Genomic DNA, 23,921 nt, shown 5'->3' with positions numbered 1-23,921 from the left:
CAGTTTTTTGCTGGCAAAAAAAACTGAAAAAATTTGGCGAATGTATAATCACTGAGAAGAAGCGAAGCGGATTCGAAGTGTTATACAAGGCGAAGCCGTGTGCATAACAAAAATACAAAAATCAAGCGGTATAGTTTCAGTTTTTTGCTGGCAAAAAAAACTGAAAAAATTTGGCGAATGTATAATCACTGAGAAGAAGCGAAGCGGATTCGAAGTGTTATACAAGGCGAAGCCGTGTGCATAACAAAAATACAAAAACCAAGCGGTATAGTTTCAGTTTTTTGCTAGCAAAAAAACTGAAAAAATTTGGCGAATGTATAATCACTGAGAAGAAGCGAAGCGGATTCGAAGTGTTATACAAGGCGAAGCCGTGTGCATAACAAAAATACAAAAATCAGGCGGTATAGTTTCAGTTTTTTGCATGATTTTGTAATGATTAATTGCACAAAAAATGCGAAATTGTGATATAATTTATATATCAAATAAACGAGGAGGACGTGGCTTATGAAAAAGAATATTATCACAATTAGTAGAGAATTTGGTAGCGGCGGAAGAACAGTAGGAAGAAAACTTGCAGAGAGACTTAATATTCCTTTTTATGATGGGGAAATAATTGAAAAAGTACATGAAGAAACAGGATTTTCTCAGGATTTTATTAAGGAGCAGGGTGAACACTCACCAACTAAAAGTATTTTCTCATATGCATTTGTAGGAAGAGATGTGAACGGAATATCTATAAATGATTATGTATGGAATGCACAGAGAAAGATAATTTTGGACTTGGCAGAAAAAGGACCTTGTGTTATTGTCGGAAGATGTGCTGACTTTATTTTGAGGGACAGAGATGATTGCTTTAATGTATTTATTCATGCAGATGAAAAATTTAAAGCAGAACGTATTGTTAAGGAATATGGTGAGACAGATAAATCACCTGAGAAACGTTTAAGAGAAAAAGATAAAAAGCGTAAAATAAATTACAAATATTACACAGACCAGGATTGGGGCGTATGTGATAATTACGACATTTCTTTAAATACAGGAACACTTGGAATTGATAAGTGCGTAGATATTATCGAAGAACTTGTAAAATAATACTAAAAACTATTGACATTTGGCTCTAGTTAGTATAAACTAACTTACAGTTAGGTAGAACTAACAAGCCATTATGTATAATTAGAACTGAGAAAGGCTTAATTTTCCCGATTAAGCCTTTTTCGTTAGTATTATTTAAAGGAAGTGATTAGAATGCCGTTTATAGTAGAAAATATCGGAACAATTGTTGTAGCTGTTATTTTAATAGCAATAGTAGCTCTTATAGTATGGTCGATGAGAAAAGACAAGAAAAATGGTAAAACCTGTAGCGGATGCAGTGGTTGTAGCGGATGTAGCGGTTGTAGCCATGGTGGACAGTAAAAAATATATTTCCTTATAAGAATAAAAAAACTCTCTTTTAAAAGCGAATAGGCGAAAATTAATCCTATGCTTAAAGGAGAGTTTTTGTTGTGTACTGTAATATTATAGGAACTTGTTTATGAAACTGATTTCCCAATCAGTTCTAAAAGGTATGGAATTTCTGCTTCAAAATTAACTCCGTATGTTACAGCATTTTTATCGTTATAAGTGTTTTCAATACATTTACAGGTGTAATCGGCGGCAATTTTTAATGAGTCTTCAATAGAAAAATCATTCATCAATGCACCGGTAACTGTGCTAGCAAAAACATCTCCGGTCCCATGGGATTTAATCGCAATTTCCTTGGTAGAATAACTGAAAAAAGTTTGACTTTCAGTATTGTATCCAATATATCCGAAACGATTAGGTTCAATATGTACACCTGTTATAACTGCAATTTTCGGACCTAGATTAGCAAGTTTAAGTAACATAGCTTTAATTTCATCTACAGAGGCGTCTTCCCCGGGATATGGAGTGTTAGTAATAAATGCGGCTTCTGATATATTCGGAAGAATAATATCTGCATCAGAGCAAAGAGTAGTCATTTTTTTAGCAAATGCCATGTCAAAGCCTGTGTATAACTTCCCATTATCAGCCATTGCCGGGTCTACAATGATATAACCATGCGGATTATTAAATGTTTTAAAATAATCAGAAACAATGTCAATTTGTTCAAGCGTTCCGATATATCCTGTGTAAATGGCATCAAATTTAAAACCTTCTTTAACCCATACATCTTTAATCGAAGGCATATCTTCAGTCAAATCCCTAAATGTGAAATTTGAAAAATTAGTATGCGTGGATAAGACCGCAGTAGGAACAATGGCAGTTTCCACGCCCATAGCAGAAATTATGGGTAAGGCAACAGTCAGAGAGCATTTCCCAATGCAAGAGATATCCTGTATAGTCATAATTCTTTTCATAGAATATTTTCCTCCGTTTACAAAAGCAATTTTCTACATTATAATCCACTTATGGTATTATTGAAAAGACCTAAATTTGTATTATTTAAAACACCAGATAGGGGAAAAGATGCTGACATATAATTTAAATGAAAGAGGAACGCTCACATTGTACGAATATTTGTACAAATGTATAAAGGATGACATAGTATCGGGAAAAATAAAAACAGATGAGAAGCTACCTTCAAAAAGAAATATGGCAAAAAATCATGATATAAGCGTAATAACCGTAGAAAATGCCTATGCACAGCTTTTAGTAGAAGGGTATATTCGCGCAGTTGAGAAAAAAGGATATTTTGCAAATGAGATTACAAATCAGATATCCGAAAATCAGGAAGTAACAGAAAATGTTAGTGAATATAAAATTAATAAGCCTGAGAAAGTAAAGTGGATAGTTGATTTTAATTCAAATCATGTAAGGTATGACAGTTTTCCGTTTGCTACATGGTCAAAAATAATGAGGCAGAAACTTTTAGATGAGGAAAACTCATTTCTTATGACACCATCAAGGAATGGAATATGGGAATTAAGAAGTGCGATAGCAAAGCATTTACGTGAGTTCAGAGGACTGACTGTATTGGCGGATCAGATAATTGTTGGTGCCGGAACAGAATATTTGTATGGACTTATAGTTCAGCTTTTAGGAAGAGATTCAGTAATTGCCACTGAAAATCCCGGATATCGAAAGATAAGCATGGTATATGAAAGCAATGGTGTAAGAACTATACATTTGCCTATGGATAATCAGGGAATAAGTATAGATGAATTAGAAAAAAGCGATGCAAATATAGTTCATATTTCACCAAACCATCATTTCCCTACAGGAAAGGTAATGCCTGCGGCAAGAAGACATCAACTTTTAGAGTGGGCAAATATGGGAGAAAGATATATTATAGAAGATGATTATGACAGTGAGTTTCGATTTTCAGGAAAACCAATACCTACAATGGCAAGTATAGATAAAAATCAAAAAGTAATTTATATGAATACTTTTTCAAAGACACTTGCCCCATCAATCAGAATCGCATATATGGTGTTGCCATTTGAATTAATGGATAAATATACAAAAAAATTAGATTTTTATTCGAGTACGGTTTCAAGCTTTGAACAATATACTCTGGCAGAATTTATAAAAGGTGGTTACTATGAGAGACATATTAACCGAATGAGAAATTATTATAAAGACAGCAGAAATAAAATTATTACGGCAATAAGAAATTCTTCGATATATCCACAGATTTCCATTGAAGAAGAAAACTCAGGACTTCATTTTATCTTGAGAATAAAAAAGAATATTGATGATGAAAACTTTAAAAAGTATTTAAAAGATAAACTTATTAACATTTCGTGCCTGACAGATTATTGTTATCAATATGATGATGAAGTTATTAATGAAAAATTTAGAAAAGAATTCAGCCATAAATTTATAATTAACTATTCAGAAGTAGAAGAAAGTAAAATGGTTGAAGCTCTTAAAATAATAGAACAGGCCTTAAAATTTACAGCAGAAAAAGATACGTAATAGTTTAAAAAACTCATAAATGTTCATACTGAAAATAGTATGGATATGTGAGGTTTTGTATGAAAGAGTTGCTACAAAATGAAAATATAAGAAAATGCATAAAATTATTTGCGGTTTCATTAGGCGTTATACTGGTGATAAAATATTTGCTGCCGCTGTTCTGGCCTTTTGTGTTAGCATATTTTTTAGGAGAGTTAGTGTGCAGACTATCAGATTTTTTGAATAGAAAATTGCAGTTTCATTATAAGGTAGCGGCAATATTTTCACTTGTAGTAATAGTAATTTTAATTTTTGTACTGCTAGCGTTAATTATAAACAAGTTATTAGGACAGGTACAAAATTTGGTCGTAAGCTGGCCTAAATTTCAAAATGATTTAGACTGTGGTATAAAAGAAATTTGCTGTAACACAGAAAAGCGATTAAGGATAAATAACGGACTTTTGTATCAGACAATGTGCGATGGAATGGATGAAGTATCAAAAGTAGCAAAGAAAAATGTGTTTGTTAAAATAATGTCAAACTCTAAATCTGTTGTGATTGTATCAGTGGAAATTATAGCAGCGATTATAGTTGCAGTAATGGCGGCATATTTTTATGTAGTGGAAAAAAGCGATATAAAAGAAAAAATAAAAGGGCTATTTTTCTATAATGAGCTTAGCAAAATAAAAAGTAAAATGTCTATAATATTCAGAGCATATATAAAAGCACAGTTAGTTATCATGCTTATAACAAGTACATTGTGCAGTATTGGATTTGCACTGATTAAAAATCCATATTTTTTAATACTTGGAATTGTAGTGGGACTGTTAGATGCACTTCCTTTGATTGGGCTTGGAATTATAATGATACCGTGGGCAGTTGGTTATTTTATAATTGGAAATGTAAGAAAAGGGCTTGTAATAGCTGTTGTTTATATAATATGCTATTTTGTAAGAGAAATTTTAGAACCTAAGCTTATAGGTGATAATGCAGGAATAGGACCTCTTACCAGCCTTGTATGTATATATATTGGATATGAAATATTTGGACTATTGGGAGTATTTTTAGGACCGATAGCTTATATGATAATACAACAAATGACAGAATGAAGGTGTATAAATGAAATATAAATGTAATAATGATATAAAAATGAATATTCCAAAAGATGTGGATTTTATAATAAAAAAATTGGAAGAAAACGGATATGAGGCATTTGCGGTAGGCGGATGTGTAAGAGATACAATACTTGGGAGAGAACCAAAAGATTGGGATATAACAACGTCAGCGCTTCCACAGAAAGTAAAAGAAATTTTTAGAAGAACTCTCGATACGGGATTACAGCATGGCACGGTAACTGTAATGTTAAAACATATAGGCTATGAGGTTACCACATACAGAATTGATGGGGAATATAAGGATAGCAGACATCCGGAGTCAGTTGAATTTACAACAAATCTGATTGAGGATTTAAAGCGAAGAGATTTCACAATAAATGCCATGGCGTATAATTCAAAATACGGAGTTGTGGATGCATTTGACGGAATAGGTGATTTGCAACGAAAGGTTATTAAATGTGTAAATGATCCTGAAGAAAGATTTACGGAAGATGCTTTAAGAATGCTTAGAGCAGTAAGATTTTCAGCACAGCTTGGATTTGAGATTGAGGAGAAAACTGAGAAAGCAATAAAAAAACTTGCACCGACTCTTGAAAAAATAAGTGCAGAGAGAATTTGTGCTGAATTAGAAAAACTTATTCTTTCAGATAATCCTGACAAATTAATTGAAGCATATAATTTAGGAATTACAAAGGTCGTATTGCCTGAGTTTGATGCAATGATGGAATGCAAACAGGATACTCCATATCATATGTACAATGTTGGAGAACATACAATCAAAGTAATGGAAAATGTTGAAAAAACAAGAGTTATGAGATTTGCAGCATTGCTTCATGATGTTGCGAAACCGGATGTACATACATTTGATACGAGAAGCCATTTTAAAGGACATGCTATAGCAGGCGTGGAAAAGGCAAATAAAATAATGCGCAGATTGAAAATGGATAACAAGACGATTGGACTGGTAAAAAGACTTGTTGCCTGCCACGATGATCGCCCTGTGGAGCATGGACGAAGTGAAGAAAAGGTAAGGAGAAGTGTGCATAAAATAGGAAAAGACATATATCCATTGTATTTACAACTTGTAAATGCAGATTTTGCAGGAAAAAGCGAATATGGACGTGAAAAAGGTTATGATGATTATTTATATGTTGTAGAAACATTTAACAAAATAGTAGATGAAGAACAGTGTACCTGTTCAGCAGAATTAAATATAACCGGAAAAGAAATGATAGCAATGGGTGTAAAGCCGGGACCAAAGATTGGAGATATATTTGACAGACTATTAGACATGGTATTAGAAAATCCTCAGTTAAATGAAAATGAAAAATTACGAGAATTAGTTTTAAAATTTAATGCATAAAAAGAAAACTTTTCCAGCTCCATATTCTGGATTTGCATTGCAACCGTCTTAGAATTTAATGTATAAAAATAGAGCGAATAAAGTTTTGACAACGAAAAAATTTGCTACCAAAAATTAAAATATCTTCCGAAGAATTTAATACTTAGGAATATCGCAACCAAAAATATCATAGTATAAAAAAGCTGAAACTATCTGAAACAAAAAGAAAAAGTCCCAGATAAACAGAATATGGTATTGAGAGGTGGCTGTATGAATGAAAAATCGTTAACTGTATTAGAGCAGTATGAAATTAATCTAAAGGAGATATTTAGAACAAAGGGAAATTATGGGTGCGTCACGGAAAAAGACATATATATTTTGCAGGAATATAATGATGGCGAAAAAAAGGGAGGAACCCATAATTTGATAGGTACGTATTTGGAGAAAAATGGGTTGTGCTGCGATTATCCTATTCCAAATAAGGAAGGCAAGTATGTGTCGGTCAGCATAGACGGATATACGTATATCTTAAAAAAATGGTTTAATGCCAGAGAGTGTGATATATCACTAAAGACAGATATAATGAAATCTGTTAGTAATTTAGGAAAGTTCCATAGCATAACCGAAAATACCTACGATTTATGGAATGATGAATATGGTTTACATAATATTGATAATATAATAAACGTCTATGAAAGACATAATAGGGAAATAATAAAAGTAAGAAATTATATTAATAAAAGGAAAAATAAGTCTAAATTTGAGCTTGACCTTCAGGTGGAAATTGGCAAATATTACAGGCAGGGTGAGCAGGGAATATGGGAACTGAAAAATAGTTCATATGAGCAGTTATATAAAGAGGCTATAGCTAATAAATCAGTATGCCATGGAGTGTTTAATCATCACAGCGTTCTATTTGAAGATGGAAAAACGATTGTTATTAATATGAAAAAATTTGGATATGGATTGCAATTATATGACTTTTACGGATATTTAAGAAAGATAATGGAAAAAAATGAATGGGATGAAGAACTTGCATGGGAAGTCATGGATACATATTCTTTGCAGGTAAATCTGACCAAAGAAAAAATTCGTGTATTATGGAGTTTTTTTGTGTATCCGGAAAAGTTTTGGAAAATTATAAATTACTATTTTAATTCAAATAAAGCATGGAGTTCAGATAAAAATCAGGAGAAACTAAAACAATTTCAATTTCAGGAGGAAAAAAGACAGCAATTTATAGCACAACTTAAGAAAAAATGGGAATAAAAAATATTTTTTTATCTAAATTGTTATTTATTTTATGGTATCTTTGTATTATAATAAGTTCGAACTTTGTAGGAAGAGATTGAGGAAGTAGGAGGAGAAATCATGAGCTATAAAGATATATATAACGAATGGCTTAATAATCCATATTTTGATGAAGCTACGAAGGCAGAACTTCAGGCTATTAAAGATGACGAAAAGGAAATTGAAGACAGATTTTATATGGATTTAGAATTTGGTACTGCAGGGCTTAGGGGAGTTATTGGAGCCGGCACAAACCGAATGAATATTTATGTTGTCAGAAAGGCAACTCAGGGACTTGCAAATTACATCAATAAGATGGAACAGGGAAGCAAGGGAGTTGCAATTGCTTATGATTCAAGAAATATGTCACCTGAATTTGCAGATGAGGCAGCTTTATGTCTTTGTGCAAATGGAATTAAGGCTTACGTTTTTGAAAGTCTCAGACCAACACCTGAATTATCATTTGCAGTTAGATATTTAGGATGTACAGCAGGTATTAATGTGACAGCAAGCCATAATCCGGCAGAATATAACGGATATAAAGTTTACTGGGAAGATGGAGCGCAGATTACACCACCTCATGACACAGGAATTATGAGTGAGGTTAAGGCAGTTGCGGATTATTCAGCATGTAAGACAATGGATAAAGAAAAGGCAATTGCTGATGGTTTATACATACAGATTGGTGCAAATGTAGATGATCCTTACATTGCAGAATTAAAGAAACAGGTAAAGAATCAGAAATGCATAGATGAAATGCAAAAAGATATCAAGATTGTTTATACACCACTCCACGGAACAGGAAATATTCCGGTAAGACGTGTGTTAAAAGAATTAGGATTTGAAAATGTATACATAGTAAAAGAACAGGAATTACCTGATGGTAATTTCCCAACAGTAAGTTACCCTAACCCTGAAGCTGATGAATGCTTTGCGCTTGCAAAGAAAATCGGTGATGAAGTAGGAGCAGATTTACTTTTAGCTACAGACCCTGATGCAGACAGACTTGGAGTATATGTAAAAGGTGATAAACCAGGAGAATATCATGTACTTACAGGAAATATGTCAGGATGCTTATTAGCAGAATATGAACTTAGCCAGATGAAGGAAAATGGAACATTACCTGAAGATGGAGCTTTAATTAAGACTATTGTTACAACAAATCTTGCAAATGGAATTGCAAAATATTATGGAGTAAATCTTATCGAAGTACTTACAGGATTTAAGTACATCGGAGAACAGATTCTTAAATTTGAAACAACAGGAAAAGGACATTACTGTTTTGGATTTGAAGAAAGCTATGGTTGCTTAATCGGAACTCATGCAAGAGATAAAGACGCAGTAGTTGCATCAATGGCACTTTGCGAAGCGGCAGCTTATTATAAGTCAAAAGGAATGTCATTATGGGATAAGATGATTGAAATGTACGAAAGATATGGATATTGCATGGATGGAGTACAGTCATTAACATTAAAGGGTAAAGAAGGAATTGAAAAGATTCAGAATACTCTTGAAAAATTAAGAAAAGACGTTCCAATAGAATTTGACGGACTTAAGATTCTTTCAGCAAGAGATTACAGAGAAGATGTAATTAAAGATATGGTAACAGGAAAAACAACTAAGACAGGTTTACCTAAGTCAAACGTACTTTACTATGATTTAGAAGATGATGTATGGGTATGTATCCGTCCATCAGGAACAGAACCTAAGTTGAAATTCTATTACGGTGTAAAGGGTACAAGTTTTGAAGATGCACAGGAGAAACTTGATAAGTTAGGCAAATATTTACTCGATATGGTTAACTCAATGCTTTAAGCCGTAAATATAACTAATATTTATTTGTAAAGACTAATTTATGTTATAAAAATAAAAGCACTATAATATATTCTTAATAAGAATTATTGTGGTGCTTTTTTTATGGCAAAATGTAGAATGGTTTTAGCATTTACTGTTATTTTGGTGGGCATTTGCTTATGCTCCTGTAAAATAGAAAAAATAAGCAGCGAAAAAACGAAGGATGTTGAATACACAATTGTTCCTGAAAATGAAATACCACAGGAAGTAAAGAAAGTAATAGATGAAAAGAAAGGCTCGGAATTTAAATTGGCCTATACTGATCCTGAATACACATATATTCTTATAGGATATGGAAAGCAGGATTATCAAGGTTACTCAATTATTTTAAAGAAACTATATGAAACAACAAATTCAATATATGTACAAACTAAATTTAAAGGTCCTAAAGAATATTCAAATATACAATCAGAAACATTTCCGTACATAGTAATAAAAATAGAATCCACGAATAAAAATATAATATTCGCAGAATAAAAATAATGGGAGGGCATATGGAATTAGTTAAAAATAATGTATATTTGAGAAATAAGGCAGGGCAGGCTGCTAACAAAATGTATGTAAATGAAGAAGTGAATGTATCAGAGGTTTTTCCGGAAATTTACAATATTGTAAGGGAAAAAACAGAAATTCAATTGGATAAAGTTACACCCGAAACTGACCAGGTCATATTAAATGGATACATAAATTACAATATTTTGTATTATACAAATGATTCAGATATGGTGTATGGAATAGAGGGAGAAATTCCATTTGAGGAAACATTAAGAATTGGAAACACAGATGAAAATAGTATTGTTGATGTGAAAATGGAAGTTGATAGTTCAAATGTGAAACTATATAACTCTAGAAAATTTGCATTAAGGGCAGAAATTTTGATTTCAGCTGTGTCAGAAGGGCTTGAAAGCATAGAATTTCCGGATAAGATGGAAAACAGTAGAGGGATGGAAGTATTAAATGATACGGTAGAAACAATGTCCGTAGTTGCTGAACAAACTGAAAACATACGCATAAAAGAAAGCGTGTATATACCGGGAGTTAAGCCGGCAGCAGATAGAATAGTATGGAAAGAGTTGAAACTTAAAAATGTGACATCAAGAGTAAATGATGGAATGATAAATGTATCCGGTGAAATGTATGTGTTTATTATGTATTTGCCGGAGGAAGCAGATATGCCTAATCAGTGGATAGAAACGACCGTAGATTTTAAGGATAATTTGGAAATGAGTGAAGCTACAGAAGATTTAATTTCATTTATAAATGTGACGCTACAGGATGGAAAAATACATTTAAATGAAAATGAAGAGGGAGAAAATAGGGAACTTTCGATAGACGCAGTTTTGCAATTAGAGATAAAACTTTATAAGGAAAATAAAACTGAAATTTTAATGGATATATATTCACCAACTAAAAATGTACAGACAAAATTAAAAGATGTATGCTATAAAAAATTGCTTGTGAAGAATGCATCCAGAACAAAAACAGTAAAGAAAATTGAACTTGATCAGTCTAAAGGAAATGCTTTGCAGATTTGCAGCAGTACAGCAGATTTGAAAATAGACAATATTGAAATTGTTGATAACGGAATCGTGGCTAAAGGAAAAATGAAAGCATGTATAATGTACATTTCTTCAGATGACAAGAGACCTGTTTGTGCAAAAGAAGACAGCTGGGAATTTGAACACAGAATTGATGCAGACGGCATAAGTAAAGATGATTCATACTATGTTAAATGGCGCGTAGAACAGGTAAATACAAATATGGTAAACAGCAGTGAAATTGAAGTTAAAGCCGTAGTTGCACTTGAAGCTATCGTGTTCAAAAAATGTGATATGCAGGTTATAAATGAAGTTGAAGTAAAAGAGTATGATAGTGAAATGTTAAATGAAGTTCCGGATTTAGTTGGTTATATAGTTCAGAGAGATGATACTCTGTGGAATATTGCAAAATCTAATTTTACAACAATGACACAGATAATTAATGTAAACAAGTTGGAAAACTCCAGAATAAAAGAGGGAGAAAGACTTTTGCTTACGAAAACCTGTAATGAGTAAAAGTAGGATACTTTTGTTTACAAAAATCTTTAATGGAATATATGGAGAATACTTTTGCCTAAGTAAACTTGTAATGAGTAAAAGAAATTAGTATACTGATATGGCGTAAGTAGAAGCGTATTTGATTGTTTGAAAGGTTAAGTACAGAATATGGATAAAATTGAATTAAAAGCTTATGGAAAAATAAACATAGGACTTGACGTTATAAGAAAAAGAGAAGATGGTTACCATGATTTGGATATGATTATGCAGACAGTAGGTGTGTATGATGATGTAATAATATCAAGGGAAGATGGCACGCAAACTTATGAAATAGAAGTAAGCACTGATGCAGATATTTTGCCAAATGATAAAGGAAACCTAGCTTTTATGGCTGCAAAAGTATTAATGGAAGCTTATGATATAAAATCAAAAGTTAAAATTCATATAAATAAGAGAATACCTATAGCAGGAGGAATGGCAGGAGGAAGTGCTGATTGTGCAGCTGTATTAAGAGGTGTAAATAAGTTATTTCAATTAGGGCTTACAGATGAACAGTTACAGGAATACGGTGTAAAGCTTGGAGCGGATGTGCCTTATTGCATAGTAGGTGGAACAAAAAGAGCGCAGGGCATAGGTGAAATATTGACAGATTTACCTACACCGCCAAAGTGTTATGTGATAATTGCAAAGCCGGACGCATTTGTTTCAACAAAATTTGTTTACAGCCATATACGCCCGGCGCAGATAGAAAATCATCCTGACATAGATGGAATAATCGAATCTATAAAAGCAGGTGATTTATACGGAATGTGTGAAAAGATTGCAAATGTAATGGAAGATGTAACAATTCCTGAATATCCAATTATTCAGAAGGTTAAGGATATTTTGAAATCAAATGGAGCGGTCAATGCGTTAATGAGTGGAAGTGGACCTACAGTCTTTGGTATATATGATGATGAAGAGAAAGCTAAACAATCAATGGATGCATTATCAGGAAAAGAGTTTGTGAGTCAGCTTTATCTTACAAAATTTATTTAAGCTTTATCTTACGGAATTTATTTAAATAATTTATTTAAAAACGTTAAATATTTGAAGCGGAAAACAGTGTTGTCTTCTGAAATATAACTATAATCTTCCTCGGAGATATTTTCTTTGATAATTTCTTTTGATGATTCGGGAAGAATACCGGAAGATGCATCAACAAAGCATAAAGGTGGATAAAGAACGCACCACCAGTTATGACCTTCTCCACTTCCTATATACATTGTATAAGAAAGATAAGTGCCGGAAGGAAATGACATATCACCGTATTTTTTAACCGGGAAATCATCTAAGCCAAATGAGGAAGAAACAGCGTAATTATAGCCATTGTTTTTAATAACAGTATTAGCTATTTCCTTTAAATCTTCATCATGAGAGGCAATGAATTGTTTGACATCTTCTAAAGAAGTGAATTCAGAAGAATGCTGATTCATATAGCCAACAACATTGTCTTTGACTTTCAATTTTAAATTTTGGTCTGGAATGGTATCGCTATTTGCCTTAACATGGAAACGGATAACACAATTGCTAAGGTCATTTTGTACCTTATATGATTTTGAATTATGCATAATTATAATAGCAAAAAAAGAAACAACAAATATAACAGAAACAAAAAATTTATTTATATGTAACATGTGAATACTCCTCTATAAAAAATATATAACTATGTGCAAAGTAAAAAAATAAATAATTATGTGCCAAATAAAAAATAAATAACTATGTGCAAAGTAAAAATAATTATGTGTAAAATAATTTAAATCTAAGTGGGGTTGCGGACTGTTAGAATAAACGATATATATTAATCCGCAATATAATTTATTGCAACAATATTATTTATATAGAGAGTTCCCAAAAAAGAAAAAAATATACATATTTGATAAATAAAGAACAAAAAATAGAAAGAGATAAATAAAAACTATGAATGAAGAAGTAATTATTTCAATAAAAGGATTAAGAGTTACCGAAGACACCGACGAAGATGTAGAGGTTATTACACCTGGAAAGTATTATCTTAAAAATGGAAAACATTATTTGCTTTATGATGAAATTGATGAAGAAAGTGGTAAGACAATTAAAAATATGATAAAGATAACTTCGGAATATGTAGAAGTTACAAAACGAGGAGGCATTAGTTCAAAATTATGCTTTCAGGAAGAAAAGTCTTATCAATCAATTTACAGTACGATGTTTGGTGAATTCCTTATGGAAACAAAAACAGATGCTGTGATGCTTGACGAATCAGATGAAGTTATTGAAGCAACAGTTAAATATGAATTGTTTATTAATGGAAGCAGTGTTTCGACAAATAATATAGTTATTAAAGTTGAAAATAAAGTAAAATAAAAATTTAGAAACTAATATAGAAAAGTGCTAGATTTTACTCATGATTTAAAAATCGAGAAAAGTGCTAGGTTTCATCTATCCTTGAAAAACGAATAAAAAACAGATTATGTTGTCACAAGTTACAAAAGCAAATGATTAAATGTTGCTTTATGCAAACTGTATTATGACATCATAATCTGTTTTTTATTATAGTTGTTATTTCTTTTTCTTACCAAAGAGACCTTTTTTCTTAGGTGGTTCATATACAGGACCACGGATTCTCTTAAAGTTAGTGATGTAAATTCCGCTTACAGTAGCTTTGATTTCCTGCTTAGGAAGAATCTGGTCAAAAATCTTTCCGTCGCAAATAAGGTTCATAACCTTAGGACCGGCTTTTACTTTTACGATTGGAAGTTTAGCTCTTCTCATGTATTTAGGTGTCTGTTCAACAACGATACTTGGAAGTCCGGCTTCCTTTAATTTCAGTTTCTTTTTATCGATTACTAATAAATTAACTGTCTGAGCATTTGCTTCTAAAGTTTTCTGCTGTTCAGCCTGCTTCTTTTCCGCTTTTCTTCCTAAGAAATATAAAACAACGAAAGCAACAAGTAAAACGGCAATTATTACGATAAGTGTTATTGTAAGTGCCTTCATTACTTACCTCCTATATAAAATTCTTTCAATATTTTAGCATTTAAAACAAAAATTTACAACATAATATAAAAATATGTTGTAAATTAAAGAATCTATTTATTTTCATCAAGAAGTTTAACTACACATTCCTGAACATGTGAAGTAAGTTCACGTTGTTCAGGTCTGCTTAAATCCTTTGTTTCAATTGGCTTTCCGAAAATGATTTTTACAGTTCCCGGTTTTATTTTTGGAAAATGTTCTTCAAAAATTGCCGCTGAATTAATAATTCCAACAGGAACGATAGGTTTTTTAGCTTTAATGGCCATTTTTAAACTACCCTCTTTAAAAGGAAGCATTTCGTTAGTTTTTGAACGTGTTCCTTCAGGACAGATGAACATTGAAACACCGTTTTGTAAATAGTCAGTACCTTTTTGAATTGTCTTTAGGCCTTTACGTGGATTTTCTCTGTCGAGAAAAAGACAGTTAACAAAGTACATAATCCAACTTAATAATGGAATTTTTTTCATTTCAGCTTTAGCAATGTAACCTGTAGGGCGTTTCATATATTGATATGTAGTAACAATGTCAAAGTAACTTTTGTGGTTTGATGCAAATAAAACAGAAGTATCATCAGGAATGTTTTCTAATCCTTTAACTTCAGTTTTAACACCACTAATTTTCATTACAATCCAAAATCCAAATTGTACCCATTTTAAACAAATTACGCTTCTAAGATTCATGTTAAACTGCTGAATGATTAATTCAACTAACATAAATGGCAGAGAAACGATTAAATAAATTACCAAAAAGATGGCTAAAATAATAAGTCGTATCATATTATTTAGTATTCTCCTTATATCATTATTGCATTCGTATAATTGTAGTCGCAAATATATTTAGTTGGAATATTACAATTAAAAAAATGCCTTTTATTATTGTAAGTGGAAAGAATGAAAAAATCAATATACACTATATTTGATAATAAAACGAATATATTACGTGAAGTGAAAAACTGAAAGCCACTTTTAACAGATGAAGTGGATTTTAGGTTTACACAAATATACTAATAAGATAGAAAAGACAATATTAAAATAAGAAAAGAAAAAAGATTGATTTACAAAAAAAGCGTTGGAAAATATGCAATTTAAATATAAATAAGAATAAATAAGAGAAAAATGTATTAAAATAACAAATTTATTAGTAATAATATACATTGTAAAGACAGAAAAGTTGGCGAATATGTATAAAACACCCATAAAAACGGTTTTATTTATTGAATATTAAAATTGCGCGTGATATACTATGGTTAACTTGCGAAATAGTCATTTCGCACTATGAAATAGGAGGAGATTAAAATGAAGTTAGTAAAGAAATTTGCAGCAGCTGTAGCAGCAATGGCACTTACAGTTGCTATGACAACATCATGTTTTGCCGCTAGCTGGGGAAGCTATTTCGGACAGAACGAAGGATGGTATGAAGGAGCATATGGTGAATTAAAGAGCTCAACAGATACAAGCTGGACAGCTAACATGGACGCTATCGGTTGGGGCGGATGCTGGGGAGGTCAGGTATTCCAGCAGAACCTTAAGATTAAAAAAGGCGATGAATATCAGCTTAAGTTTAATATGACATCAAGCAAGTGTGATAAATGGGTATTTATCAAAATCGCAACAAAGGATGATATTGCATACGGTGATTGGATTCAGTTAAAGGCTGGAAAAACAACAAAGTATGATGTTACTTTCAAGGCTAAAGTAGATGCTGATTCAATTTACTTTGGTATCGGTGGTGATTTTGGTGACAGAGCTGAGGGAACAGATCAAGCAAAGGGAGCTATTTACCAGTATTCAAAGACAAAACCAAATGATGGTGATGCTACATACGCTACAGAGCTTAAATGTACAGGTTACTCACTTGCAGCAACTAAGGCAGCAAGCACAGATACAGCATCAAATGATAATGCGTCAGCAGACAGCACAGATACAACAAGTGCTTCAACAGATACAGCAAGCACAAGCGTAACAGATTCAACAGATACTTCTGCAGTAGCAACAGGTGATTTCGCACCTATCGCTTGCGCAGGTGTTGCAATTGCAGCAGCTTCAGTAGTTGTTATCTTTTCAAAGAAGAGAAAAGAAGCTTAATTAAAAATTAATTGAATTTAATATTTAATAAAAAGATAGAGCAAAATTTGCAAATGCGGTTTTGCTCTATCTTTTTTTGTTATACACAATGAGCCGAATAAAAAAAGTTTGTTATACACATGACTGCGTCATGAATAACCACCTCAAATCCGCTGCGCTACTTTTCGGTGATTATACATTCGCCAAATATATAAAATTTTATGTAAACATAAAATTTTATATGTCTGGCTCATTGTGTATAACAAACAATAATAAATAATAACAAACAATAAAAGGCTGAAAGTGGCATAAATAAAGGGTTTTACCACCAAATATCGCAAAAATACAACAAAAAATGTCTATATATAGTAATTGTGAATGATTTAACAAAGAAATGAAACGGTTTTAAATAACAAAGTATACAAGTTTGGGAAAATGAGAAATAACAAAAATGTATAAAATATACAAGAATACGATTTGTAAAATCGTTTTTTTATGTTGATTTGTACATATATGTGTGCTAGAATATGAATTAGGAAATCACGATGTGAATTCTAATGTAGGTGAAATTTTTAAATTTTTTGAAGGAGGAAGTTATAATGAGAAAATTTAGCCGCAAAGCATTAGCTTTATCACTTTGCGTAGTTTTAGGAGCTACAGGTTTTACAGGTTGTGGCGATAAGAAAAATGGAGGCGGTTCTTCTAAGGGAGATAATACTGCAGACATGAGCACAGGCCTCGACAAAGATGCAGAAGGTGACATATCAATCATGGTATGGTCAGGTGATGGTCAGTATTATGAAGATATAGGACATATGGATTGGACAAAGGATGACATTAAAGCACAGAACGTTGCAGCAGTTTATGCAGTAGCTAAGAAGTTTAACGAAACATATCCTAATGTAAAGATTAACCTTTTTGCTAAATCAGGTGATCCTAACCAGGCCGGAACAAACACATGGGATCAGGAAATTGAAAACTTTAAAGTAGACCATGGTAAATATCCTGATATTTGGGCATCAACAGATGTTCCTAATGACATTAAGAAAGGTTTAGTTGCAGATTTATCAGTTTACAAAGATGAAAGTTCATACAAAGCATACAATGAATCACTTATGGCAACAATGAACTATTGGGGATTCCAGGGCGCATTGCCATCATACTCAATTCCTTGGGGTATTTGGGTTAATAAATCACTCGCAACAGAAAACAATATCGATGTTCCTGATATTGATTGGGATATTGATGAATATACAGATTTTATCAAGTCAGCAGATTGTGAAACATTCTGGGGCGATAAGAGCACTCCTGTACGTTTAATTGAAACAGGAACAGAAGATATTAATAAGAGCATCTTAGAGAATGGAACAGTTAATGTTAACTCAGATGCAGTTAAAGACTTGCTTACATATGTACCTGAATGGGCTGAAACAACAGTTGACGTTGCTGAAGGTGCAGGAAATCTTTCAGAAGAAATTGCTAAGGAATGTGGTCAGTACAGCTGGTATTACTTCTGTAACAATAGATTATTAACAGATTCAAATGATCCTTGGTATCTTGCTAGTGCAGCAGATCCTAATGCAAAGAGCACACTTGGTGTTGTACAGGCAGATGACTTTGATATTTATCCAAGACCGTCTACAGAATATTGTGATAATACAGTAGGAACAGTAGTTGACCCAATCTGTGTACACAATTATGCATTAGATGATAAGAATGCTGAATGGAGTGATTCAGAAAAACAACAGTTATTAGTTGCTTACACATTTGCAACATACTGGACTGGAAGCACAGAAGCTAAGCAGGCAATTGCAGATCAGGAATGGGTTCAGGGTACATCATATAAACCTGCTATGAACGATACATTCCCAGTAGTAACTGGAGATGCATATGATGAACAGATGGATATCTGGTATTCAATCGATTCACATGCAGTTTACAAAGATACAGAAAAATTCCCTGGATTTGCAGAAGTTGTTCGTTTATATAAAGAAGGACAGACATGGGATTACTCAGATAAGACAACTCCGGTATCAATTACAGAAAATGGTGAAAAACAGAGCTGCTTATATGAATGGGAAAACATGTGGGATGAAAATGTAGCAGGCGCATGGCAGACAGACCCTGACTGGGTTGACAATGTAAAATCTAGATTGGCTGACTGGAATACAGCTATGAATAAAGATTTAGAAGCAGCTACAGAACAGTTGAAGGAATCTTTAAAGGAATATTATGGATTCACAGATGCTGATTTTAAATAAAAGCTGATTGTTAACATCATTGCGGAACTACTCACTTGGGCAGTTCCGCTTTTGTAACAAGAAAGAAAGGACAACAATGAAAAAAAAGATTATTAGCGGATTGGTTGCTGTATGTGTCATTGTTGCAGCGATATTTGCATATAAGTTTGCGTTTGGCAACTCCGGTACATATGTTAAAGATCCAAGTGCTACTGAAGTACAAAAGGCGTTTGATACTTTAAACAATGCATATGTAGAAGATGGCACACAACCAGAAAAGTATTACACAGATTTCATTGCTGACAGTTCTCTGAGTACAGGCGAAGGAAAACATATTGCATCAGTAAATGGTGGAATATCAACTGAAGAATATTATCAGCAGAACAAAAACAATGAAAATGTTTCTGAAGAAGTTAAAGAAAATAGTAATCCGATGAAAGAATTAGATTATCAGGATGTAGCTCAATATGACATTTCAGTTGAAAAGAGCGGATTGTACTATTTGTATTTGGATTACACTTCAGTAGGAAGCACAATGTCTAATTACACAGTAAGCGTTAAAATTGATGGTGAACAGAAGTATAATGAAATGAATACAATAAGTTTACCGCTTACATGGAAAGATAAAGATGTTGAAGTTGATAAAGATGGAGTTAAAACATTTCCGTTAGACAGTCACAATGATGAAATGGCTCCAAGCCAGGAAGTTGTTAAAGACTGGAATTTAGAATCTCCTCTTTATAATAATACATATACATCAACAACTCCTTTATGCTTCTATTTAGAAGAAGGCGTAAATACAATCGAAATCGAAAATGTTTCATCAGGCGGCTTGGCAGTTGGAAATTTAGTTGCTGCAGCTGCAGAAGATGACACAGATTCATACGAAGATTATGCTAAGAGTCATAGCAATGAAAAACATATCTCAGATGAAGATGTTCAGATTGACGCAGTATATTATGATACAAAAAATACAACAAGTGCTATTTATGGAACAAGCACAAATTCATCACTTACAAGATTTAACATCGATTATGAAAAATTAAATACATTAGGATGGTCAGAAGCCGGAGCGGAAATTACATATAAATTTAATGCTCCAAAGACAGGAAATTATAACTTGGCCTTCCATTATAAAAATGAAAAGAAAGAATTCAGTTCTTTTGAAACAATTAAAATAGATGGAAAAGTCCCATTTACTGAATTAGAAAATTATCAGTTTCCATATGTAGCATCAGGTTGGGACAACCTTACACTCGCTGATGAAGAAGGAACTCCTTATGAAATCTATTTAACAGAAGGTGAACATACAATTACGATTAAACAGGAAAACCAGCCTGTTATGGAAGCGTATAGAGATGCTTTACTTATTGAGCAGCATTTGACAGATTTTGAACTTGAAATCACAAAGATTACAGGTACAAATATTGATAAAAACAGAAAATGGAAAATGACTAAATACATTCCTGAGATTAAGGATTATCTTGATGCGTACGAAACATTAATTCAGCATATAAGATTTTTGCTTCAGGATTATTCAGATGGTGGTAATGATGGTGCAGTTCTTACTTATTTAGATCAGGCAGAAGTTTTCATCAAGAATATTTCAAAATATCCGGATGAAATTGCTTTACATAAAACTGATTTAACCGGAGCTGAAAACTCAATATTAAAATCAATGAGTAACTTTACAACAGAAGTTGTAGCTAACAGCATTACACTTGATAGAATTTATGTTTATGGTGATAAGAGCCAGTTAGGAGCAAATAACTCTTCAGTTGGTGGATCACTCTGGGTTGGAATAAAGTCATTGATGAATACATTTACTTCATCTAAGTATTCTACAGATATTGAACAGGCAGGAGACGACGTACTTACGATTTGGTACAACGGTGCTATTACTCACGTAGATTTACTTCAGAAGATGGCAGATACACAGTTCACACCACAGACAGGAATTAAAGTTAAGATTGCAACAATGCCTGATGTAAATAAACTTACATTGGCTATTGCAGCTGATAAGACACCTGATATGGTATTAGGACTTGCCTCTTATGTACCTTTTGATTTATCAAGCCGTGGGGCTTTATACGATATGACACAGTTTGATGACTTCTGGTCAGTATCAAAGAGATTCCCAACAGGAAGTTTTGTTTCATATGTATATAATGAAGGAGTTTATGCTATTCCTGAAAGAACAGATTTCAACGTTATTGCATATAGAACAGATATATTTGACAACTTAGGAATTCAGGTTCCTGATACATGGGATGACTTAATTGAAATATTACCTACACTTCAGAGATATGGTATGAATTTCTATCATAATATTTCTCTTGGTACAACAGGTTACAAGTGGTTCTATCAGACAGCTCCAATGATTCTTCAGAATGGCGGACAGCTTTACAAGCAGAATGAAGATGGAATTGTAACAACAGGTATTGATACAAAAGAATCAGTTAAAGGTTTACAGGTATTGGGCGATTTATTTACAAAATACTCACTTGATACATCAGTACAGAACTTCTTTAATTCATTTAGATATTCTACATTGCCAATTGGTATTATTGGTATGGAAGATTACACATTGATTAACAATGGTGCACAGGAATTAGAAGGACAGTGGGATATTGCTCCATATATCGGAACAAAGAGAACTGATGAAAATGGAAATGAATATGTAGACAGAACATTCGTAGCAAATGGTTCAGGCGCTTCTATATTTAAATCGTCTAATAAGAAGGAACAGGCTTGGAAATTCCTTAAATGGTGGACAAGTCAGGATGTTCAGGTTGAATATACAAACACACTTCGTTCTACATACGGTAAGACATATTTCTGGCTTTCAGCAAATATTGAAGCTTTAAAAGCTAACCCGATGGATGAAGCTGATAAGCAGGTTATTTTAAATCAGATGAATTATGTAACTGATGTAACAAGAACACCGGGTCAGTACTTACTTGAAAGAACAATTTCAAATATATGGACAACAATGGTATTCGATGGAACAGCGGCACAGGTTGCAGTCGATGAAGCAAAGGTTGATGTAAACAGAGAAATTATTCGTAAGATGCAGGAACTTGGATACTACGATGAAGATGAAGTGATGGTTAAGAAATTCAAACTTCAGGGTTATGATTGGATTAAAGAAAATCAGGATGCGGCAGCACCGGAAAAGGAGGAGTAAAAGATGGCTAAAACAATAGCAGAGCGCAATCATAAAAAACACGCATCTGGCGAAGGATTTAAAATCTTTTTACTTTTCCTTCCATATGCACTTTTATTTATAACATTTATTTTACTTCCTATTATAATAGCTATGGGATTGTCATTTACATATTTTGATGTAATTAACACTCCAAAGTTTGCGGGATTACATAACTATATAACATTGCTCACGGGTGATGAAGTATTTATGAAGTATGTATTACCTAATACTGTATTGTACGCTATTGTAGTAGGTATTGGAGGATATATATTATCTTTCTTAATGGCTTGGTTACTTGCTCAGGTAACACCAAGAATCAGAACAGTATATGCTTTGGCTATGTACACACCTTCAATGGTAGGTCAGGTTTTGATTACAGTAATTTGGAAGACAATCTTCTCTGGTGATCAGACGGGTTTAGCTAATGCATATTTGCAGAAATTTGGAATAATTGATCAGCCAATTCAATGGTTGATTTCATCAGATTACTTTATGCCGATTATGATTTTCGTATCATTATGGTCATCAATGGGTATTGGATTCTTATCAATGCTTTCAGGTATTTTAAATATCGATCAGGAATTATACGAAGCAGCTTATGTGGATGGTATAAAGAACAGAGCACAGGAAATCATTTACATTACAGTCCCATCAATGAAACCACAGATGTTATTCGGTGCGGTTATGGCGATTGTAAATGCGTTTAACATGGGATGGATTGGTGTTGCTTTAGCAGGTGCCAACCCAACACCGGATTATTCAGGACAGTTAATTGCTAACCATATTGATGATTATGCATTCTTACGTTATGAAATGGGTTATGCAGCTGCAATCTCAGTAGCATTACTTGCTTTAGTATGGATTTGTAGCCAGGTAGCAAATAAGTTGTTTACTGAAAAAGATGAATTTTAAAAGGGAGGAGAAATAGAATGGCAAATTTTCAAGGTAATAGAATTAACCCAACAAGATTTTCAACAGGGCAAATAAAATTCCACATTATTGCATTTCCATTGTCAATATTTATGATACTCCCTGTAATTTTTATAATATGTCAGGCGTTTAAGCCTTTAGGTGAATTGTTTAGATTCCCACCAACAATTTTTGTTCACAATCCAACATTGGATAACTTTAAGAATCTGTTTAACTTAGCAGGAGCTACAGGTATTCCAATGTCAAGATACTTTTTGAACTCACTTATTGTAACAGTTCTTACAGTAATCTTGAATGTAATTATTACAATAATGGCAGCATATGTATTCTCAAAAAAGAAATTTAAGATTAAAGGTGCTTTATGGGAAATCAACCAGGCAGCCCTTATGTTCGTAATGACAGCTGTTGCCATTCCAAGATTTATTATTATTGTTAAATTAGGAATTTACAATACATGGCTTGCACATATTTTGCCTTTGATTGCAATGCCGGTAGGTTTGTTCTTAGTTAAGCAGTTCGTTGATGGTATACCTGATGCTTTAATAGAAGCAGCCGTAGTTGATGGCGCAGGAGATATTACTATTTTAAGAAAAGTTATTATTCCATTGACAAGACCTGCGTTAGCAACATCTATTGTGCTTACATTCCAGGCAGTATGGAATAACGTAGAATCATCAAACAACTACATTACAAATGAAACATTGAGAACATTAAACTACTATGTAAACTCTATCAGTGTTAATAACGTAGTTGCAGCAGCTGGTATTTCAGCAGCAGCTTCGATGATATTGTTTGTACCTAACCTGATTATCTTTATCTGTATGCAGTCTCAGGTTATGAACACTATGAGCCATTCAGGTATTAAGTAAGG

20 protein-coding genes are annotated in these 23,921 nt (G+C 32.9%); 16 read left to right on the top strand and 4 right to left on the bottom strand.

All coding sequences use genetic code 11. The features are described from left to right. Positions 1–504: 504 nt before the first annotated feature. Both N5B56_RS10760 and N5B56_RS10755 read left to right on the top strand, forming a co-directional pair. Positions 505–1,092 carry a cytidylate kinase-like family protein gene (locus tag N5B56_RS10760; RefSeq protein ID WP_022088792.1) on the top strand — a complete coding sequence of 196 codons (588 nt, stop codon included), beginning with the start codon at positions 505–507 and terminating at the stop codon, positions 1,090–1,092. A 153-nt stretch (positions 1,093–1,245) separates the two neighbouring features. Beyond that, on the top strand, positions 1,246–1,413 hold the full coding sequence (locus N5B56_RS10755) for a FeoB-associated Cys-rich membrane protein (RefSeq protein ID WP_117910598.1): 168 nt from the start codon (positions 1,246–1,248) through the stop codon (positions 1,411–1,413). 116 nt (positions 1,414–1,529) lie between these two features. Here N5B56_RS10755 and N5B56_RS10750 read toward each other — a convergent pair whose 3' ends face one another. Beyond that, positions 1,530–2,375, bottom strand: a complete 846-nt coding sequence (locus tag N5B56_RS10750; protein ID WP_022088794.1) for a pyridoxamine kinase — start codon at positions 2,373–2,375, stop codon at positions 1,530–1,532. Positions 2,376–2,484: 109 nt separating this feature from the next. Between N5B56_RS10750 and pdxR the strand changes: the two genes are divergently transcribed. From pdxR to ispE, 8 genes are all read left to right on the top strand, one after another. Next, positions 2,485–3,936 (top strand): MocR-like pyridoxine biosynthesis transcription factor PdxR, encoded by a 1,452-nt coding sequence (pdxR, locus tag N5B56_RS10745; RefSeq protein WP_118565931.1) that lies wholly within the window; start codon positions 2,485–2,487, stop codon positions 3,934–3,936. A gap of 59 nt (positions 3,937–3,995) precedes the next feature. Next, positions 3,996–5,024 (top strand): AI-2E family transporter, encoded by a 1,029-nt coding sequence (locus tag N5B56_RS10740; RefSeq protein WP_117910601.1) that lies wholly within the window; start codon positions 3,996–3,998, stop codon positions 5,022–5,024. 10 nt (positions 5,025–5,034) lie between these two features. Continuing rightward, entirely contained in the window at positions 5,035–6,393 is a 1,359-nt protein-coding gene (locus N5B56_RS10735; RefSeq protein WP_346432199.1) for a CCA tRNA nucleotidyltransferase, read from the top strand. A 249-nt stretch (positions 6,394–6,642) separates the two neighbouring features. Then, the gene (locus tag N5B56_RS10730; protein ID WP_147586633.1) at positions 6,643–7,641 is read left to right on the top strand and encodes a protein kinase family protein; all 999 of its coding nucleotides are present in this window, start codon (positions 6,643–6,645) and stop codon (positions 7,639–7,641) included. A 99-nt stretch (positions 7,642–7,740) separates the two neighbouring features. Next, positions 7,741–9,477, top strand: a complete 1,737-nt coding sequence (locus N5B56_RS10725; RefSeq protein ID WP_487318531.1) for a phospho-sugar mutase — start codon at positions 7,741–7,743, stop codon at positions 9,475–9,477. A 102-nt stretch (positions 9,478–9,579) separates the two neighbouring features. Further along, on the top strand, positions 9,580–9,993 hold the full coding sequence (locus N5B56_RS10720; RefSeq protein WP_147586635.1) for a protease complex subunit PrcB family protein: 414 nt from the start codon (positions 9,580–9,582) through the stop codon (positions 9,991–9,993). A gap of 17 nt (positions 9,994–10,010) precedes the next feature. After that, positions 10,011–11,570: a DUF3794 and LysM peptidoglycan-binding domain-containing protein gene (locus N5B56_RS10715; RefSeq protein WP_260978915.1), complete on the top strand. Its 1,560-nt coding sequence runs from the start codon at positions 10,011–10,013 to the stop codon at positions 11,568–11,570. Positions 11,571–11,720: 150 nt separating this feature from the next. Beyond that, the gene (gene ispE / locus N5B56_RS10710) at positions 11,721–12,590 is read left to right on the top strand and encodes a 4-(cytidine 5'-diphospho)-2-C-methyl-D-erythritol kinase (RefSeq protein WP_022088802.1); all 870 of its coding nucleotides are present in this window, start codon (positions 11,721–11,723) and stop codon (positions 12,588–12,590) included. A gap of 17 nt (positions 12,591–12,607) precedes the next feature. On the opposite strand, the gene spoIIR is transcribed toward ispE, so the two are convergent. Further along, positions 12,608–13,228, bottom strand: coding sequence for a stage II sporulation protein R (gene spoIIR / locus N5B56_RS10705; protein WP_260978914.1), 621 nt, complete (start codon positions 13,226–13,228; stop codon positions 12,608–12,610). Between the two features lie 283 nt (positions 13,229–13,511). On the opposite strand from spoIIR, the gene N5B56_RS10700 reads away from it, so the two are divergent. Continuing rightward, positions 13,512–13,937, top strand: a complete 426-nt coding sequence (locus N5B56_RS10700; RefSeq protein ID WP_022088804.1) for a YwiB family protein — start codon at positions 13,512–13,514, stop codon at positions 13,935–13,937. Positions 13,938–14,132: 195 nt separating this feature from the next. Here the strand turns inward: N5B56_RS10700 and N5B56_RS10695 are convergent, their stop codons facing one another. Together N5B56_RS10695 and N5B56_RS10690 are read right to left on the bottom strand one after the other, a co-directional pair. Beyond that, positions 14,133–14,570, bottom strand: coding sequence for a hypothetical protein (locus N5B56_RS10695; RefSeq protein WP_022088805.1), 438 nt, complete (start codon positions 14,568–14,570; stop codon positions 14,133–14,135). Positions 14,571–14,662: 92 nt separating this feature from the next. Then, positions 14,663–15,385, bottom strand: coding sequence for a lysophospholipid acyltransferase family protein (locus tag N5B56_RS10690; protein WP_260978913.1), 723 nt, complete (start codon positions 15,383–15,385; stop codon positions 14,663–14,665). Positions 15,386–15,904: 519 nt separating this feature from the next. Between N5B56_RS10690 and N5B56_RS10685 the strand changes: the two genes are divergently transcribed. The 5 genes from N5B56_RS10685 (at position 15,905) to N5B56_RS10665 (ending at position 23,919) form a co-directional block, all read left to right on the top strand. After that, entirely contained in the window at positions 15,905–16,693 is a 789-nt protein-coding gene (locus tag N5B56_RS10685; RefSeq protein WP_022088807.1) for a hypothetical protein, read from the top strand. 578 nt (positions 16,694–17,271) lie between these two features. After that, complete coding sequence (locus tag N5B56_RS10680) at positions 17,272–18,933, top strand: hypothetical protein (protein ID WP_260978912.1); 1,662 nt, start codon at positions 17,272–17,274, stop codon at positions 18,931–18,933. 76 nt (positions 18,934–19,009) lie between these two features. Next, positions 19,010–22,099, top strand: coding sequence for an extracellular solute-binding protein (locus N5B56_RS10675; RefSeq protein ID WP_260978911.1), 3,090 nt, complete (start codon positions 19,010–19,012; stop codon positions 22,097–22,099). Positions 22,100–22,102: 3 nt separating this feature from the next. Continuing rightward, positions 22,103–23,032 (top strand): carbohydrate ABC transporter permease, encoded by a 930-nt coding sequence (locus N5B56_RS10670; RefSeq protein WP_147586643.1) that lies wholly within the window; start codon positions 22,103–22,105, stop codon positions 23,030–23,032. 17 nt (positions 23,033–23,049) lie between these two features. After that, positions 23,050–23,919 carry a carbohydrate ABC transporter permease gene (locus tag N5B56_RS10665; RefSeq protein WP_022088811.1) on the top strand — a complete coding sequence of 290 codons (870 nt, stop codon included), beginning with the start codon at positions 23,050–23,052 and terminating at the stop codon, positions 23,917–23,919. The last annotated feature ends 2 nt before the right edge of the window (positions 23,920–23,921 follow it).

Source organism: Eubacterium album (genome assembly GCF_025336545.1).
GTDB classification, from domain to species: domain Bacteria; phylum Bacillota; class Clostridia; order Lachnospirales; family Lachnospiraceae; genus Eubacterium_U; species Eubacterium_U album.
This window is presented reverse-complemented; position numbering and strand designations above follow the sequence as displayed.

What these genes read in the sequence shown, in the direction of transcription:
- N5B56_RS10760 (WP_022088792.1), top strand. Translation starts at nt 505, where the DNA reads ATGAAAAAGAATATTATCACAATTAGTAGAGAATTTGGTAGCGGCGGA.
- N5B56_RS10755 (WP_117910598.1), top strand. Translation starts at nt 1,246, where the DNA reads ATGCCGTTTATAGTAGAAAATATCGGAACAATTGTTGTAGCTGTTATT.
- N5B56_RS10750 (WP_022088794.1), bottom strand. Translation starts at nt 2,375, where the DNA reads ATGAAAAGAATTATGACTATACAGGATATCTCTTGCATTGGGAAATGC.
- pdxR (WP_118565931.1), top strand. Translation starts at nt 2,485, where the DNA reads ATGCTGACATATAATTTAAATGAAAGAGGAACGCTCACATTGTACGAA.
- N5B56_RS10740 (WP_117910601.1), top strand. Translation starts at nt 3,996, where the DNA reads ATGAAAGAGTTGCTACAAAATGAAAATATAAGAAAATGCATAAAATTA.
- N5B56_RS10735 (WP_346432199.1), top strand. Translation starts at nt 5,035, where the DNA reads ATGAAATATAAATGTAATAATGATATAAAAATGAATATTCCAAAAGAT.
- N5B56_RS10730 (WP_147586633.1), top strand. Translation starts at nt 6,643, where the DNA reads ATGAATGAAAAATCGTTAACTGTATTAGAGCAGTATGAAATTAATCTA.
- N5B56_RS10720 (WP_147586635.1), top strand. Translation starts at nt 9,580, where the DNA reads ATGGCAAAATGTAGAATGGTTTTAGCATTTACTGTTATTTTGGTGGGC.
- N5B56_RS10715 (WP_260978915.1), top strand. Translation starts at nt 10,011, where the DNA reads ATGGAATTAGTTAAAAATAATGTATATTTGAGAAATAAGGCAGGGCAG.
- ispE (WP_022088802.1), top strand. Translation starts at nt 11,721, where the DNA reads ATGGATAAAATTGAATTAAAAGCTTATGGAAAAATAAACATAGGACTT.
- spoIIR (WP_260978914.1), bottom strand. Translation starts at nt 13,228, where the DNA reads ATGTTACATATAAATAAATTTTTTGTTTCTGTTATATTTGTTGTTTCT.
- N5B56_RS10700 (WP_022088804.1), top strand. Translation starts at nt 13,512, where the DNA reads ATGAATGAAGAAGTAATTATTTCAATAAAAGGATTAAGAGTTACCGAA.
- N5B56_RS10695 (WP_022088805.1), bottom strand. Translation starts at nt 14,570, where the DNA reads ATGAAGGCACTTACAATAACACTTATCGTAATAATTGCCGTTTTACTT.
- N5B56_RS10690 (WP_260978913.1), bottom strand. Translation starts at nt 15,385, where the DNA reads ATGATACGACTTATTATTTTAGCCATCTTTTTGGTAATTTATTTAATC.
- N5B56_RS10685 (WP_022088807.1), top strand. Translation starts at nt 15,905, where the DNA reads ATGAAGTTAGTAAAGAAATTTGCAGCAGCTGTAGCAGCAATGGCACTT.
- N5B56_RS10680 (WP_260978912.1), top strand. Translation starts at nt 17,272, where the DNA reads ATGAGAAAATTTAGCCGCAAAGCATTAGCTTTATCACTTTGCGTAGTT.
- N5B56_RS10675 (WP_260978911.1), top strand. Translation starts at nt 19,010, where the DNA reads ATGAAAAAAAAGATTATTAGCGGATTGGTTGCTGTATGTGTCATTGTT.
- N5B56_RS10670 (WP_147586643.1), top strand. Translation starts at nt 22,103, where the DNA reads ATGGCTAAAACAATAGCAGAGCGCAATCATAAAAAACACGCATCTGGC.
- N5B56_RS10665 (WP_022088811.1), top strand. Translation starts at nt 23,050, where the DNA reads ATGGCAAATTTTCAAGGTAATAGAATTAACCCAACAAGATTTTCAACA.